This is a genomic window from Sphingomonas sp. Root241 (genome assembly GCF_001428865.1).
Classification (GTDB): domain Bacteria; phylum Pseudomonadota; class Alphaproteobacteria; order Sphingomonadales; family Sphingomonadaceae; genus Sphingomonas.
On sequence record NZ_LMIV01000001.1, the window covers coordinates 859996 to 876232 of the forward strand.

A 16237-nucleotide genomic window follows, 5' to 3' on the forward strand; every position below is an offset into this window, starting at 1 on the left:
CAGGGTCGTGGAGGGCGTCGAATGCCAGTGCATCGGATAGTGTTGGGCACCGCGGCGGCAAGTGTCGGCCTCGCAGCCCCTGCGGTCTCGATGCCGGCGCAAGAGCGTTTCACCGTAAGCGCGACCGTCGTTTCGCCCTGCTCGATTTCAGTCCGCGGTGCGGCGCCATCACCGGCCGAAGTCAAAACCGTGTCGGTGGACTGTGCCTTGGCGGGGCAATCGTTCGCTCGCGAGGAAGACCGGGCGACGCCCCCACCGATCAAATCCCCCACGGAACATCATCGCCCCCCGGGAATGACAGGGACAGATACGATCGAGATTATCGAAGTCGTATTCTGAACTCCTCTCCGCGCAGAAGTTACGTTCTGAGCAAGAACGCCGCGCGCTTATATCAAAAGATATATCAGGCCGCGCCAAATCGCTGCCAAGTGTTAATTATTATTTAACTTAATTATTATAGTATCGCTATGAGATCATCTTACTTGATCTCTATACGTAATTCTACTCATGCTTGTATGTAACGCGTATGTGAGACATTATAGCGCATCATATTTATTGCGACGCAATATAATATACGTTGCCGTAAATTAGAGTGCAATCGATTGTACCAGAAAACCGGCAAACTCTTGGGCGCCAAATTCAAATTACGGCGCAGAGTATGGAGGCTGAAATGATTGCTCATGCCAAGCTCCTTGTTCCGTGCTGGATCGCTATTGCGGGTGCGGGGCTCCTTGTCTCCCCCGCCGCGCAGGCGGACACCACCACAACCACCTTCACCGTAACGGCTACCGTTCTCAAGGCGTGCCTCGTCACGGCGAATCCGCTCGCTTTCGGAACCTATGACCCGACCGCGGCAACGCCGCTCGACGGCTCGACCACGCTTTCCGTGTTCTGCACCGTCGGCTCCTCCTTCACGGTCGGGCTCAGCACAGGCACGGCGAGCGGCGCCACCGTCACGACGCGGCGCATGACGAACGGTGCCAACACGCTCGGCTATGCGCTGTACCAGGAAGCGGGCCGCACCAATAACTGGGGCAATACCCCCGGTACCGACACGCCGCTGGCGACCACTGCGCTCGTCCTGCCGTCGACTCTGACGGTCTATGGCCGCATTCCCGCCAACCAGAATGTGCCCGCGGCCAGTTATGCGGACACCATCACCGTCACCGTGAACTACTAGGGCCGGGCCGATGCGCGCCGGAGCCGCCATCGTCGCGATATTGCTGCTGCCGTTGGTGGCGCAGGCTTCCTCGCTCAAAGTATATCCCGTCCGCATCGTCCTGACCCCGAAAGAGCCGGTGCAGACGATGACGATCCAGAACGGCAGTTCCGAGGCCGCCCGCATCCAGCTGCGCGTCTTTTCCTGGCGCCAGGTGGATGGCGAGGACAAGCTCGAGGAAACCCGGGACATTCTCGCCAATCCGGGCTCGTTCGAGATCGCAGGCCAGGGCGAGCAGATCGCGCGCTTCGGCCTGCGCACCAGCCCCGGCACGGTCGAGAAGAGCTACCGCGTCATTCTGGAAGAGGTGCCGGGTTCGCGTCCGAGCGAGCCCGGGAAGGTGCGAACCTTGTTGCGGATAAGCATTCCCATCTTCGTGCCGGCGCCCAACCCGGTCGGCCGCCTCTCCTGGCGCGCCTGGGCGGCGGGGGATCGAAAGATGACCTTCGAGATCCGCAACCAGGGCACCGTCCATGTCCAGATCAATCGGCTCGCACTGGCCGGGCCGAAAGGCACGAAACTGGGCACGGGCGACATGTCGGTCTATCTGCTGCCCGGTGCGTCGCGGCGGGTCGTGCTCGATATCGACGCGCCGGTTCGCGCCGGCGATCCCCTCAAACTGAGCGCAGTGACGGATCAGGGTGATTTGGCCGCCGATCTCGTCGCCGAGGCGGCTCCCCATGAAACCGGCCGCCCGTAGGAACATCATGGCGGCGCTCTGCCTCCTCGCCGACGCGACCGCCGCAGGCGCACAGCCTGCCGCTCCGGATCCGCCAGCGCGGCAGCAGAGCTCGGATCGGTTCGAACTGCTAGTTGTCGCGATCACCATCAACGGCGAGCCGGAGGGTGAATATCTGGTGGCGCGGCGCGGCGGTGATTTCTTCGTCCGTCCGTCCGATCTGGTGCGCTGGAGCGTCCGGATTTCCCCGGCCGCGACGATCGTGATCGAGAACGAAGCCTTCGTTCCGCTGACCGGCATTGCCGGCATGACGCTGCAATTCGACGCAGCCGGTCAACGTCTCGCATTGATCATTTCCGCCGAACTTTTCGACGCCAGCAATGTCTCGGCGCTGGCCGCGCGCGTACGGCCGACAAAGAGCGCCTTCGCGGTCTTCCTCAATTACGATCTGTCCGTCCTGTACGATCACAAGGCGCAGGCGGGTGCCTTCCTCGAAGCCGGAATATCGGACGGTTGGGGTCTGCTCACCAGCACCGCCGCGGTCGGCCAGCAGACGGGATCCGGCCGGGTCACGCGTCTCGATAGCTATTTCCTGCGCGATGATCCCGAGACGCTGGTCCGCCTGATCGTCGGCGATACGGTGACGGACGCCCGCGACTGGTCGCGCCAGATACGCTTCGGGGGCGTCCGGCTCGGCACCGAATTCAGCCTGCAGCCAAATCTCATCACCTTCTCCACGCCCGCTTTCACCGGCCGCACGGCGATCCCTTCGAATGTCGAGCTGCTGGTGAACAACGCGCAGCGCTTCCAGACCGACGTGGCGGCGGGGCCCTTCTCGATCAGCCAGGTACCTCTGGTGAACGGCGCGGGCGACGTGACGCTCGTCATCCGCGATACGCTTGGCGTGGAACGCCGGGTGACGTCTTCTTATTATGTCAGCTCGCGCCTGCTCAGGCCCGGCTTGAGCGCCTGGTCCCTCGAGGCGGGTGGCGAGCGCCTGGGTTACGGCATCAGGAACTTCAGCTACACCAACCCCTTCGCCGCCGGATCCTATCGTCGTGGAGTCACCGACTGGCTGACCCTTGAAAGCCGCGCCGAATTGAGCGGCGACGTCCAGATGATCGGCGGCGGCGCCGATATCGTCTGGCCCGCTCTCGGCGAGTTCGGAATCGCCGGCGCGGTTTCGCGTGGAGAGGACGGCAAGGGAGCGCTCTATCGCATCTTCTTCAGCCGGATCACGCCCGGATGGAACCTCGCGGTCAGCTATCAGCGCGCTTCGCGCAAGTTCGACCAGCTCGGCATCTATCGCGACGAGGAACGCATCACGGGCCAGTTGCAGGCCTCGGGCGGCATCTCGCTGGGACACCGCGGCAACCTTGGCATCGTCTATACCGATCTCGAATATGCCGATCGCAATCGCACACGGCTCACTTCGGCCAATTACAGCATTGGAATCACGGATCGCGGCTATCTGAGCCTTTTTGCGCTGCGCAGCACGACCCGCGGGTCCGGCACGCAAACCACGGCCGGCGCGGGTTTCACCATTCCCTTCGGGTCGCGCGGCAGCGGCTATGTGCAGGCGGACACTCGCAATGTCCTCGCGGAAATGCGCAAGGCGCCACCCGTCGAAGGAGGTTGGGGCTATCGGCTGACGGCGGGCGCGGGCGAAAGCGACCGTCAGCAGGCTGAGCTCACCTGGCGCGGCGATCCGGGCGAAATCCGGATCGAGGCCGCGCGCATCGAGGGGAGCGCCGGTGTCAGGATGCTCGCCAGCGGCGGATTGCTTTTCGCCGGTGGGCGCCCCTATGCCACCCGGCGAGTAGAGGATGCACTGGGCGTCATCGACGTGCCCGGCCTGGCGGATGTCCGCATCTACCAGGAAAACCGCCTCGTCGCCCGCACCGATGGCCGGGGGCGTGCGATCATACCGGACCTGCGCGCCTATGAGCAGAACCGGATCGCGATTGCGCCCGGCGACATCCCGATCGACGCGCACATGCCGAGCGACACCCTCATGATCGTGCCGCGGTATCGCGGAGCGGTCAGCGCGCGCTTCGCGATCGAACGCGATCACCCCGCGACGATTCTGTTGCAGGCAATCGACGGCACGCCGGTCGATGCCGGCACGACGGTGCGGACCGACACCGGCGAGACGGCATTCGTCGGCTATGGCGGCGAGATCTTCGTGCGTGAAGCGCGGCGGGACATGATCATCGCATTCGAAACCCGGCAGGGCCCATGTCGAGTCATGCTCGAGGGATTGCCCGAAGACGACGTGCTGCCGCGCATCGGGCCCTTGCGGTGCGGCACTCCCGTGAGCGCGCCATGAACCTACGGCACTTCATGTTCCTGATGGCGATGCTGGCGGGCGCACTGATGTTTGCGTCGTCACCGGCAGAGGCGGCCTGCGCCCCTCTGTCCCTCTGCAGCTGCACCGTCACCGCGAGCGGCGTGAGTTTCGGCAATTACAATGTCGTCAACGCGTCGCCCACCGATTCCACCGGCACCGTACGGGTCCAATGCACGCTGCTCGTTGCGCTGGCCGGATCGTTCACGGTCGATCTCAGCACCGGATCCTCCGGCACCTACGCGCAGCGCACCCTGCGCAACGGTCCCTCCGTCCTCGACTATAATCTCTATACCGACGTGGCACGAACCCAGATTTGGGGAAACGGCTCCGGAGGCTCTTTCCGCATAACCCGAAATTTTACGGCGCTGCTCAGTGTCGATCAGACGATGACGGTCTACGGCCGGATCCGCGCCGGCCAAAACGTACCCGCGGGCAGTTACAGCGACACCATCATCGTCACCGTGACCTACTGACGAAGGCGGCTAGTCGCTCGCGGCGGGGGGTGATTCCGACAAGCGGTAGCCGATGCCGGGCTCGTTCAAGATCAGCACGGGCCGGTTCGGGTCGCGCTCGAACTTGCGCCGGAGCGCGCGGATCGCGACGCGCAGATACTCGACATCGGTGGCGTGCGCCGGACCCCAGACCCGCTCGAGAAGCTGGCGGTGCGTGAGGATGCGCCCGCCCGCCTCTGCCAAGGCCGCCATCAGGGCGAATTCCCTGGGCGTGAGCGGCACCTGCGCCTCGGCGAGAGTCGCGCAGTGCCGTGCGCGATCGATCGCCAATGGCCCGTGGCGGATGACCGGATCGGCCGGCGCACGGCCGCGGCGCAATACCGAGCGGAGGCGGGCGAGCAGCTCGTCGCCATCGAAGGGCTTGGTGACGTAATCGTCGGCGCCGAGATCGAGCGCGGCGATCTTGTCCGCAGTTGCCGTCCGGGCGCTCAGCACTACGATCGGAAGTTCGGGCGCGCGCCCGCGTAGAGCGGCGACGAGCTCGAGCCCGTCGCGATCGGGCAGCCCCAGGTCGACGATCGCCGCCGTGCAGCCGCCCCGCGCCTGCTCCCCGAGCGCCGTGCGCGCGTCGCCGGCTTCCACCACGTCATGGCCGCCGCGTTCCAGCACCGCGCGCAACAGCCGCCGGATCGCGCTTTCGTCGTCGACCACGAGCACCCGGCTCATACCGAAACCAACTCCAGCGTGAAGGTCGCGCCGCCATCGGCCGCGTTGCGGACTTCTATGGGCATGTGCATCGCGTCGGCAAAGCCTTTCACGATCGCGAGGCCGAGCCCGCTTCCGCCGCGGTCGTCGCCACCGGAACGGAAGAAGCGCTCGAAGATCCGCGTCTCGTCGCCCGGCGTCACGCCGGCGCCGTCGTCGTGCACGGCGAGCCACACGGTCCGCCCCCGCGCGCGCGCGGAGATGGTGACGCGCGTGGCGGCGTGGCGCGCCGCGTTCTCCGTCAGATTGACGAGGATCTGTCGCAGCAGCACCGGGTCGGCCGACACCAGCGGCAACGCGTCGCTGATCGCGACTTCCATGCCGATGCCTTCGGGTCCCGCGCCATATTCGGCCAGTGCCGCCTGGACGACGTCGACCAGATCGACGGGCTCGAGCGAGGTGCCGACCGCGCCCGCTTCGATCCGCGCGGCATCCATCAGGTCCGATAGCGTGCGTTCGAGACGGTCGGCGGCGTCGACCGCCGCATCGAGCCTTTCGGCATCGCCCGTCGCGCGAACCTCGGCCAGTCCGCCGCGAACGAGCGTGAGCGGGGTGCGCAGATCGTGCGCCAGCGACGCGAGCAGCGAGCGGAGCAGGTCGGCGCGCTGCTCGGCGGCCGCGCGATCGGCGCGCTCGCAATCGAGCTGGAGCCGATCCAGCGCCTGGCCGATCAGTCGCGCGGCGGATTCGAGTCGCTCGATCTCGCCTGCCGACCGCGTGGCCCCGTCAGCCGGACGCGCCACCGCCAGCACGGCTCCGCTTCCGCCGGGACGCAGCGGGATGAAGCTCCAGTCCGCCGCCGGCATCACTTCGCTCCCGTGCCCGGTGACGTCGCCATTATGCGCCGCCCACGCCGCCGCGGCCGCATCGAGCGATCCCAGATCAGCGGGAGCGGGTCCTTCGGGAATCAGCCGGGCGACGCCGAAGCGTTCGCCGACGAAGGACAAGGCCCGGGCCGAGGCGATGTCGAGGTCGGCGGCCGCAGCCAGATCGGCGGCGAGGGCGGCGGCTTCCCCGCTGACCGCCGCGCGGTCCTGTGCCGCCGCCTCGCGATCGGCGAGCCCGCTCGCCAGCCGCGTCGTCACCACGGCCACGGCGAGAAGGACGAGGAAGGCGACGATGTTGTCGTAGCCATGGACCTGAAGCGTGAAGCGCGGCGGGAGAAGAAAGAAGTTATACGCCAGCGCGCTACCCGCCGCGGCGAACAGGCCGGGCCCCAGCCCGCCGCGCGACGACGTCGCCAATACCGGCAGCAGGAAGAGCAGTGCGATGGCGGGAAGCCCCAGCTCCGTGCGCAGCAGCGTGGTGGCGAGCGTGACGACGGCGATCGCCGCCACCGCAATAGCATATCCCTTCCCGTCCGACCGGCGTGACATGAGCGACAACTGCCTCAAAGTTCGATCTGCGACCCGAGCTCTACCACGCGGTTTGCAGGGATATTGAAGAAAGCGGTAGGGTCGGCGGCGTTGCGATGCAGGAAGCCGTAGAGCAGCGCCATCCATCGCGGCAGCAGCGGGCGCGAGGCCCGGCGGATCGCGTTGCGCCCGACGAAGAACGACGTCCCGCCGCGCAGCGCGGCCAAGGCCCCGCCGCGTGCGAGGTCGCTCGGCACGTCGATCGAGTCCAAATAGCCATAAGTCAGCGTCGCGCGACTGAAGCGCGCGTCGAGCGGCTCGATCGTCAGTCTCGCCGCGGGCGGGACGTGCGGCACGCGCGCGGTTTGCACGGCGAGCAGCACATTGTGGGCATGGAGCGCCTTGTTGTGCTTGAGGTTGTGGAGCAGCGCCGAAGGGGCGTTCTGGTTGTTCTGGGTGAGGAACACCGCCGTGCCTTCGACCGCCTGGGGCGGATGCGCGGCCAGTGCGGCGATCAGGTCGGCGACCGGCAGCGCCTGCTTGTCGCCGCGACGCAGCGCCGCCGCCGCGCCCCGCCGCCAGGTGTAGATCATGAACCCCATGCAAGCGGCGACGAGCAACGGGACCCAGCCGCCCTCGATTACCCGAAGAATGTTGGCGCCGAAGAAGACGAGATCGAGCAGGAGGAACGGCGCGATGAACAGCACCGACCATTCGAGCGTCCAGCGCCATGCCTTCCACACGATGATGAAGGCGAGGCAGGTCGTCACCACCATCGTGCCCGTGACGGCGATGCCGTAGGCGGCCGCCATCGCCGACGAGCTGCGGAACGCAAAGACGAGCACGAGGACGCCGACGAGCAGCAGCCAGTTGACCACCGGGATGTAGATCTGGCCGATCTGGTGCTCCGAGGTCTGGCGGATCGCCAGGCGGGGCAGCAGGTTGAGCGCGATCGCCTGTTGCGTGAGCGAATAGGCACCGGTGATCACCGCCTGGCTGGCGATGATCGTCGCGGCGGTGGCAAGCAACACGAAGGGTGCGCGCAGCGCCTCCGGCGCCATCAGGAAGAACCAATCGGCATTGGCGAAGCCGCGGCCCGCGGCCGTCGCCGCCTCGAGCGTCGAGAGCGCGAGTGCACCTTGGCCGAGATAGTTGAGCATCAGCGCGGGGAATACGAATCCGAGCCAGCCGAGCTGGATCGGCTTGCGCCCGAAATGCCCCATATCGGCGATCAGCGCTTCCGCGCCCGTGACGGTGAGAAACACCGCGCCCAGCACGAACAGGCCCGGTACGCCATGCCCGCCCAGGAAGATAATCGCGTTCCACGGATTGAACGCGGCGAGAATCCGCGGCGCGTCGGCGATGTGCCACAGCCCGAGCCCGGCGATCACGACGAACCACACCAAGCAGACCGGACCAAAGAGCGCAGAGACCCGCGAGGTGCCGTGCGACTGGACGGCGAAGAGTGCGATCAGGATTCCGGCGGTGAGCGGAAGGGTGATCCCCGGCGTCATCGCCGACCCGATGCTCGGAACCGTCGCCAAGCCCTCGACCGCCGACAGAACCGAAAGCGCCGGCGTTATGATTGCGTCGCCGTAGAACAGTGCCGCGCCGGCTGCCCCCAGAAGCACCACCAGGCGCCACCGGCCGCCGGTCGCACCTTCGGCAAGCGCCATCAGCGAAAGCACGCCGCCTTCGCCCCAATTATCGGCTCGGGTGAGGAACAGGACGTATTTGATCGTGACGACGATGATCAGCGCCCAAAGTGCGAGGGAGAGCACGCCGATGATCTCCCCCGCATCGATGCCGCCCGCCGCCGTCTGCGCGAGCGCCTCACGGAAAGCGTAAAGCGGGCTCGTGCCGATGTCGCCATAGACGACGCCAACCGCGCCCAGCGTGAGGGCGAACAGTCCGGGGTGGGCGTGCGGCCGCGCCGTCTCAGGCGCGTGCGAAGGGGCGAGCGATACGGTGTCCATCGCTTTTGATGGCAACATTTCGCAGTAAAGATTCGAGAGGAAATGCTGCGCCGCCGAATAAAAATGGCGTAAAATCGAAAGTCTCGATCTGTTGCCGCTCCACGCGGCCATTCGTCATCGGCCAGTAGGAAAGTCTGATCTGGAGCGGGCCCCGGCCTGACTGAACTGCCTGTCCGCCACGGGTGGAAAGTGGACGTTCGTCGTCTACTCGAGCTAACCAATCATCAAGGCAGCTCCCCAGAGGATCATCGCAATGCCGGCGATCGCCGCAAGCCAATGGCCGCCGGGAAGAAGCTTCTCCGCTGCCACGACCAAGGTCAGCCCGGCCACCCAAATGAGGTTCATGACGCCGCCGACGAATAACAGTGCCATCAGCAACCAGCAGCAGCCAACGCAATAGGCACCGTGCAACAGGCCGAGCCGGACAGCTCCAAGTGCGCCTGGGCGATAGTGACGGCTGAGAAATTGCGCGGGCGACCTGCAGCGGCCTAGGCAGGCGTTTTTGAGCGGCGAGAGCTGGTAGAGGCCTGCAATGATCAGCAGCGCCGCTGCGGCCCGGCGGTCGCCGATCGCCATCGACATCGGAGAGATGAGCCAGGATTGCAGCGCTCCAGCGATCACCGCGAAGCCAAGCCAGCATGCGAGATAGCCGCCGAGGAAGGCGGCCGTAGGGGGCGGGGTCTCGATGCCCTTCGAGCGCCGGTGCACCTGGGCGTAGATCAGGATGGTGGGGGCCGCGGCCGGGATCATCATCGCGACCATCATCACCCACCACATTGCGGCAACGGTCGCGAAGCCGGGCGGTGCCATGGCCATGCCTTGCATCATGGGCATTCCGGCACCCGACAGGAGATAGGCCCAGGCGAGCAACGCCAGCAGGGCAAGTCCCAGGATCGTCACCGCGCGACTGCGCAGCGCGATCCGCTCGGCGACGGTCGACGGCGCGCTCAGCTGCGGACCACTCCATGGCTGCCGAGGTGGAGGTTGGCAAACTGGCCGTAGCTGTTGCCGAATTCCACTTGCATCGGCCCGCCGGTCGTCCGGCTCGAGGCGCTCCCGATGTCCGCGACTTCATATTCGAAGCCTGCGGGAAGAACGATCTGCGCCCGCGACTCCGCGCCGCTGACCTTGTTGCGGATCGGCTCGCCCGTCATCTCGACATAGCCCGAAACGCTCAGCCGGCCGCGTCGACCCTCGACGTCGACCTCGAAATCGATGTCGGTGAACACCGGCTCGTGCATGGTCGTGATGGTCGAGGCATAGACCGCGAACATGGTGGCGAACGGATCGGTGTCCTGGCCCGTCATGATCCGCAACAACGCATCGCGTTGGGCCTCGTCGGCTCGCTTGTCGACAAACGCCAGCACCTCGCCATTGCCCTCATGGATCGCGCCAGGCCATTTGAAGATGGCGCCAATCCTTAGCCCATCCAGGCGGATTTCCCCATGATGGCCTTCGTCGATCTGGATGCCCGCAACCGCGTAGCAATGGCCTTTGTCAGGTAACCCATTGAACTGGCAGTTGCAGCCGTACTCGCAGGTGCAGTTGACCAGCTCGCGGCCCTTGAATTCCCAATGAGTCATGGCGGTCTCCGCCGAGAGGAATGCCGCTTCCTTAGCATAGTTCACTTCGCTTTCGGAATCGCAATTGCCTCTGCGGTGGTTCGCGGGCGCCGTAAAAGGAGGAGTGAGATCATTGCGCCACATGGAGGCAACTCGATGTCCGCGATAGGTCAGGCCGGTCATTCGACGGCTTTCTGAACGAACGGCAGCAATTGCGCCCCCGCGGCTTGAAAACGGACGGCCCGCTCTCGGCCATGGGCGACCATATAGGCGGGTGGCGTGGCCGGGGTTCCAGGCGGCGTGGGATGCGGCGCTCGACCAGGGCTATGCGCGGATCGAGGCGCTGCTGATCGCGGGTGCGTGCGAGGCGCTCTCCGGGGCGGGCCCGGGTATCGACGCGGCTCCGGCTGTGGCGGGTGGCGATGGGCCGCCGTTGGCGGCGGCGGTTACCGTCGATCAAGCGATGAACCTGCTCAGGCTCCACCGCGCGTCGGCATGGGGCGGGGCGCCGCAGCGTTACGACGCGAAGGCGAAGCCGGCGGATTTGGGAGCGGTGCGGGCGAGCATTCTCCGGAAGGTCGCGGCGATTGAGCGGGCGGATGCTCGGGCGGCGTCGTCGGGGCACCAGGGTTGAGGGTGGTCGGATCTGGTTCGGGGTGACGGTTTCGTCGTGTCTGGGAGGTATCGACATTCAACCGGCTCTTCTCCTCTCCCCGTGGGAGAGGTAGCGAAGCTTGGCAGCTTGCTGCCTAGGGTAGCTGGCTGAGGGTTTCCCGCTATCGATAGGGTGATCCCCTCACCCAGCTCTGACTTGGGCCCGCTGAAGAAGCGGACCCAAGTCTGCGCAACCTCTCCCGACGGGAGAGGGGAGTCAGCTGTTGAATATCGATACGCTCTAGGTTGAGGACTTATATTCCTACGCCGTCATCCGACGGACGATGTGCAGCCGCTATGAATCAGCGGCTCGTATAGGCTCTCAATCTAGCGCGACTCCACCTCAAGCCCGGCCCACTCAGCCGCAAACGCCCAGATATCCGCCGCTTCCTCGATGATCTTGTCGGTCGGCTTGCCCGAGCCGTGGCCGGCGCGGGTTTCGATGCGGGCGAGATGCGGCTTGTCGCCGATATCGGCGGCCTGGAGCGCGGCGATGTATTTGAAGCTGTGGCCGGGGACGACGCGGTCGTCGGTGTCGGCGGTGGTGACCAGGATCGCCGGATAGTCCCGTCCGCCGCGCACATTGTGGTAGGGCGAATAGGCGAGGAGGCGATGGAAGTCCGCTTCCTCCGACGGACGGCCGTAATCGTCGACCCAATAGCGGCCGGCGGTCCAGCGATCGAAGCGGAGCATGTCCATCACGCCGACTGCGGGCAAAGCGGCGGCGAACAGATCGGGCCGCTGGTTGACCACCGCGCCGACGAGCAGCCCGCCGTTCGAGCCGCCCTGGATGGCAAGTTGGCCCGCGCCGGTGATCCCCTGCGCGATCAGATATTCGCCCGCCGCGATGAAGTCGTCGAAGCTGTTCTGCTTGTTGGCAAGGCGGCCGCCGTCGTGCCACGCCTTGCCATACTCGCCGCCGCCGCGGATGTTGGCGATCGCGACCACCCCGCCCTGCTCCATCCACGCGATGCGCGACGAGGAGAAGCTGGGCGTGAGCGGAATGTTGAACCCGCCATAGGCGTAGAGCAACGTCGGCGCGGGGCCGGTCACATCCTTGTGGCGAACGACGAACATCGGCACCCGCGTGCCGTCTTTCGAGGCATAGAAACGCTGCTCGACATGATAGTCGGCGGGGTCGAACAGCAGCTTCGGCGCGGCCCAGGGCGTGCTCTCGCCGGTCGCGATGTTGAGCCGATAGATCGTCGTCGGATCGTTGAAGCTGGTGAAGGCGTAGAAGGTCTCGGGATCGTCCTGCTCGCCGCCGAAGCCCGAAGCGGTGCCGATGCCGGGGAGCGCGACGGGTTCGAGCCGGGTGCCGTCGAGCGCATAGCGGCGGATCTCGGTGCGCGCGTCGACGAGGTAGCTCGCGACCAGCACATGGCCGACGATCGCCGCGCCCTCCAGCGTCGCCTTGTCCTCGGGAACCAGCGCGTGCGCCTCGGGATGCTCGCTGGCGCCCACGTCCATCGTCACGATCCGCATCCGCGGCGCATGGCTGTTGGTGGTCCAGTAGAAGCGTGTGCCCACATTGCCGGCGAGCGACCAGTGATGGTGGAGGCCATGGACGATCGTGCGCGTGGGCCAGGCCGGGTCGTTCAGGTCGGCGAGCGTGATCTGGTAGCGGTCGTCGGTGCCTTCGCTGGTGGTGATCACCAGCCAATGCCCGTCGTCGGTGATCTGGGCATAATGGCTGTGGGTCGGGTGTGCCGGGGTCTCGTAGACCAGCCGGTCGGCCGATTGCGGCGTGCCGAGCCGGTGGAAGAAGATCCGGTGGTTCTCGTTCAGCGCCTGGAACTTCTCCGCCTCGGCGACCTCGGGATAGCGCGAGTAGAAGAAGCCGCTGCCGTCCTTCGCCCAGGCGGCGGCGAGCGTGAACTTCATGCCGTGGACGACGTCGCCGGTTTCCTTGCCGGTGGCGACGTCGAGCACGTGCGCGACGCGCCAGTCGCTGCCGCCATCCTGCACGGCGTAGAGCAGATGCTCGCCATTGTCCGACGGCGCCCATTCGGACAGCGCAGTGGCGCCGTCCGCCGACCAGCCGTTGGGATCGATCAGCACGCGGCCTTCGCCGTTCAGGCCCTCGCGGACGAACAGCACCGCCTGGTTCTGCAGGCCCGTGTTGTGCATGTAGAAATAGCGGCTGCCCTTCTTCTGCGGCAGGCCGAAGCGCTCATAGTCGAAGAGCTGCTTGATGCGCTCGCGGAACCATTCGCGGCCGGGAAGCGTGGCGAGATAGGCGTCGGTGACCGCGTTCTGCGCCGCGACCCACTCCGCCACCTGCGCGTCGTTCCGCACGTCGTTCTCGAGCCAGCGATACGGATCCGCCACCTGTACGCCGAACTGTTCGTCCATCACGTCTTCGCGGCGGGTTTCGGGATAGGCGATCGGGTCGGTCACGGCACGCTCCAGAACGAGAAAAGGCCGGTGCCTGATGGCCCGGCCTTTCCTCTAATTCAACCGTGACGGCGCGATCAGGCGGCTTCGTCGAAGTCCTCGTCGACCAGCACCGGGCCCGAATCCTGGCCCTTGGCCGAGACGTCGCGATCGACGAACTCGATGATCGCCATCGGCGAGGCGTCCGAGGCGCGGATGCCGGCCTTGATCACGCGGGTGTACCCCCCGTTGCGGTCGGCGTAGCGCGCCGCCAGAACGTCGAACAGCTTGGTCAGCTGCGCATCGTCGAGCAGGCGCGAATGCGCGAGACGGCGGTTCGAAAGGCCGCCCTTCTTGGCGAGCGTGATCAGCTTCTCGATATACGGACGCAGTTCCTTCGCCTTGGCGACGGTCGTCGTGATCTGCTCGTGCTTGATCAGCGCGGCGCTCATGTTGCGGAACAGGGCGATGCGGTGAGCCGAGGTCCGCTGAAGCTTACGGCCGCCTACGCGATGGCGCATATATCATTCCTTCGTTCGTTAAGGGGCCGTATCAGGAACCCCAGACCAGGCAGCATCAGGTCGCCGCCGAAAACCGCCACGTGTCGTGAAGCGCTGCCCTCAACCCGATCCGCCCCCATAAGTCAAGGTAAACTGACTCTCGGCTCCCCCGCGGCGCGATCGCCAGCGCCCAGATCGCCAGCTCCGCCTTGAACTCGGGAAACCGCCCCGCCAGCCGCGCCTGCCCGCATTCGAACCGGGCCGCCACCGGCTCGGCCCGCGTCACCTTCCCCCGCGTCGCGCTGACCAGCGTCACCGGCAGCGCCCGCCCCGCGCTGCGCAGCACGCTCGCCACCATGTCGCCGCCCTGGTTCTTCTCCGCCACCACCCGGTCGGCCTTGTGCGCCTCCACCGCCGCCGCCACCCGCGCCGCCCAGCCCTCGGGCGAGAGCCCGCCCGCCGAGTGATCGCCCAGCACATGCACCACTCCTTGCGCATCGATCCCGCACGCCACGATCCCGCACGTGCCCGCCGCGCTCGCCGGCGGATCGACTCCGATCACCACCCGCACCAGATCCTCCACCGCCGGCGGCGCCGCCGCCCCGCGGCTCGCCTCGATCAGCTTCACAGGCCACAGGGGCCCCTCGAGATCCTCGGCCAGCAGCCCCTCGCTCAACCGCCGCACCGCCTCCACAAACTCGCCATGTCCAATCCCTTCTTGCTCCCCTCCCTGCAAGGGAGGGGCTGGGGGTGGGTGCGAGCCGAAGGCGAGTCCAACGAGCCGCCCGCGACAAAACGGCCGCGGCCGGGACATCGAGCCCCCGCCGCCGCTACCCACCCTAACCCCTCCCTAAAAGGGAGAGGAACACACCCACACGCCAAAACGCCGGGCAGCATGCCAGACTTAGCATTCAATGGCTTGCAATGTAGGACTCTGTATGTTCCTATTATGTTCCAGAAATGCCTGAATCATTCCATAGGGAGCAGTTTGCAATGGTAGATGTTACGAAAGAAGAATTGGTGGCAAACGACGGTGCTTCGCTCGTGGAATTCATTCAATCCGGCACGGGAGGCGGAAGCAGCCGATGGGCTGTCGTGATCGCAGCCCATTACTGGCAGCTAGCTACCCATTAGCAGTCACTCGTCAACCCTATGAACCCATGACCGCTTTCGGGATCGCCGTCCTACGCGATTTCCGCTGACGGCGGTTCTCCGACCTCGTTCATCGTAGCGACAGCTTTCGCGGGTCAGCCTTCCGGCAAAGGGGAGTGGCCGATGCTAACACGGGCGGTTATTGCGATCCTCATGCTGGCGACGCCTGCCCTTGCCCAGCAGACTCCGATCGATGAAGTCGCCCGCAGCGCCGGTGCCGACTATCTCGCCGCCGAGAAGGGTGTCGGTCTTTCGATCGGGGTCGTCCGCGACGGCAAGTTCACCAGCTGGCATTTCGGCTCGATCGCCAAGGGCGGCCCGGCGCCCACTGCCGACACTGCATACGAGATCGGATCGATCTCCAAGACGATCACCAGCCTGCTGCTCGCCCGCGCAGTGATCGCCGGCAAGGCCAGCCTCGACGACGATGTCCGCAAGTATCTCGACGGCGACTGGCCGAAGCTCCAGTTCGAAGGCCAGCCGGTCCGGCTGCTCCACCTTGCCAATATGACCTCGGCGCTGCCCGATAATCTTCCCGATCTGTCGGGCCTCGGCGCCGATCCCGGCCGTTTCCGCATGGCCAAGGCGCTCGTCGCTTATGGCAAGGCCGATTTCATGGCCGATCTCCGGAAGGTTTCTCCGGGCAAGCGCCCCGGCGAGGACGTCGCGCATTCGAACGTAGCGGCGCAACTGCTGATCTACGTGGTCGAACGCATCTATGGCCAACCCTATGAGACATTGCTCGCGCAGGAGATCGAGCGGCCGCTCGGCTTCTCCGGCAAGGCGGCGGCGACGGGCTATGACGCGGAGGGCAATGAGGCCGCAATCCTGCCGCGCGAGAAGTTCGGCTGGCGCTATTCGACCAACGACATGCTGCGCTACGCCGCGCTCCAGCTGAACGAGAAGGATCCCGCGGTCGCGCTCAGCCACGAGGGCAGCTGGTTCACGCTCGACAAGAAGACCTGGGTCGCGCTCAACTGGATCGTCAGCGAGCTTCCCGGCGGCGGACGCCAGCTGCGGACTTCGGGCGGCACCTTCGGCTTCTCGAGCGTGATGCAGGTCTATCCCGAGCGCAAACTCGCCATCGTGCTGCTCGCCAATCGCGCGACTCCCACTGCGCAGGGCAAGCTTTCCGAGGCGGCCGGGCGGATCGTCGACGTGCTCGCAACGCCTGCGCAATAACCGGCCGCCACGCAC

Annotated in this window: 14 protein-coding genes; 6 read left to right on the plus strand and 8 right to left on the minus strand. The window is 66.0% G+C overall.

Translation table 11 applies throughout. The annotated features are described in order from the left end of the window. The first annotated feature begins 670 nt into the window (after nt 1-670). The 4 genes from ASE13_RS04095 to ASE13_RS04110 are packed head-to-tail and all read left to right on the plus strand — an operon-like array spanning nt 671 to nt 4721. Nucleotides 671-1180, plus strand: coding sequence for a spore coat U domain-containing protein (locus ASE13_RS04095; RefSeq protein ID WP_056611780.1), 510 nt, complete (start codon nt 671-673; stop codon nt 1178-1180). A 10-nt stretch (nt 1181-1190) separates the two neighbouring features. After that, the gene (locus ASE13_RS04100) at nt 1191-1919 is read left to right on the plus strand and encodes a molecular chaperone (protein WP_056611783.1); all 729 of its coding nucleotides are present in this window, start codon (nt 1191-1193) and stop codon (nt 1917-1919) included. Further along, on the plus strand, nt 1900-4227 hold the full coding sequence (locus ASE13_RS04105) for a fimbria/pilus outer membrane usher protein (protein ID WP_082596353.1): 2328 nt from the start codon (nt 1900-1902) through the stop codon (nt 4225-4227). The genes ASE13_RS04100 and ASE13_RS04105 overlap by 20 nt, the downstream gene beginning before the upstream one ends. Next, nucleotides 4224-4721: a spore coat U domain-containing protein gene (locus tag ASE13_RS04110; protein ID WP_056611786.1), complete on the plus strand. Its 498-nt coding sequence runs from the start codon at nt 4224-4226 to the stop codon at nt 4719-4721. Before ASE13_RS04105 ends, ASE13_RS04110 begins: the two co-directional genes overlap by 4 nt. Before the next feature lie 9 nt (nt 4722-4730). Here the strand turns inward: ASE13_RS04110 and ASE13_RS04115 are convergent, their stop codons facing one another. The 5 genes from ASE13_RS04115 to ASE13_RS04135 form a co-directional block, all read right to left on the minus strand. Next, on the minus strand, nt 4731-5426 hold the full coding sequence (locus ASE13_RS04115; RefSeq protein ID WP_056611790.1) for a response regulator transcription factor: 696 nt from the start codon (nt 5424-5426) through the stop codon (nt 4731-4733). Then, entirely contained in the window at nt 5423-6802 is a 1380-nt protein-coding gene (locus ASE13_RS04120; RefSeq protein WP_321164328.1) for a DUF4118 domain-containing protein, read from the minus strand. Before ASE13_RS04120 ends, ASE13_RS04115 begins: the two co-directional genes overlap by 4 nt. A gap of 53 nt (nt 6803-6855) precedes the next feature. After that, on the minus strand, nt 6856-8796 hold the full coding sequence (locus ASE13_RS04125; RefSeq protein ID WP_056611796.1) for a potassium transporter Kup: 1941 nt from the start codon (nt 8794-8796) through the stop codon (nt 6856-6858). 213 nt (nt 8797-9009) lie between these two features. After that, entirely contained in the window at nt 9010-9696 is a 687-nt protein-coding gene (locus tag ASE13_RS04130; RefSeq protein ID WP_235536832.1) for a DUF2182 domain-containing protein, read from the minus strand. Nucleotides 9697-9743: 47 nt separating this feature from the next. Continuing rightward, nucleotides 9744-10541 (minus strand): DUF1326 domain-containing protein, encoded by a 798-nt coding sequence (locus ASE13_RS04135; protein WP_235536833.1) that lies wholly within the window; start codon nt 10539-10541, stop codon nt 9744-9746. A gap of 91 nt (nt 10542-10632) precedes the next feature. Here ASE13_RS04135 and ASE13_RS04140 point away from each other — a divergent pair, with 91 nt between their 5' ends. Continuing rightward, on the plus strand, nt 10633-10992 hold the full coding sequence (locus tag ASE13_RS04140) for a hypothetical protein (RefSeq protein WP_056611802.1): 360 nt from the start codon (nt 10633-10635) through the stop codon (nt 10990-10992). Between the two features lie 347 nt (nt 10993-11339). Here the strand turns inward: ASE13_RS04140 and ASE13_RS04145 are convergent, their stop codons facing one another. The 3 genes from ASE13_RS04145 to ASE13_RS04155 all read right to left on the minus strand — a co-directional run bounded on the left by ASE13_RS04145 (nt 11340) and on the right by ASE13_RS04155 (nt 14564). Beyond that, on the minus strand, nt 11340-13412 hold the full coding sequence (locus ASE13_RS04145; protein WP_268801273.1) for a prolyl oligopeptidase family serine peptidase: 2073 nt from the start codon (nt 13410-13412) through the stop codon (nt 11340-11342). 74 nt (nt 13413-13486) lie between these two features. Continuing rightward, nucleotides 13487-13909, minus strand: coding sequence for a 50S ribosomal protein L17 (gene rplQ / locus ASE13_RS04150; protein ID WP_056611808.1), 423 nt, complete (start codon nt 13907-13909; stop codon nt 13487-13489). A 55-nt stretch (nt 13910-13964) separates the two neighbouring features. After that, complete coding sequence (locus ASE13_RS04155) at nt 13965-14564, minus strand: DNA-packaging protein (RefSeq protein ID WP_162254665.1); 600 nt, start codon at nt 14562-14564, stop codon at nt 13965-13967. 629 nt (nt 14565-15193) lie between these two features. On the opposite strand from ASE13_RS04155, the gene ASE13_RS04160 reads away from it, so the two are divergent. Next, the gene (locus ASE13_RS04160; RefSeq protein ID WP_056611813.1) at nt 15194-16222 is read left to right on the plus strand and encodes a serine hydrolase domain-containing protein; all 1029 of its coding nucleotides are present in this window, start codon (nt 15194-15196) and stop codon (nt 16220-16222) included. The last annotated feature ends 15 nt before the right edge of the window (nt 16223-16237 follow it).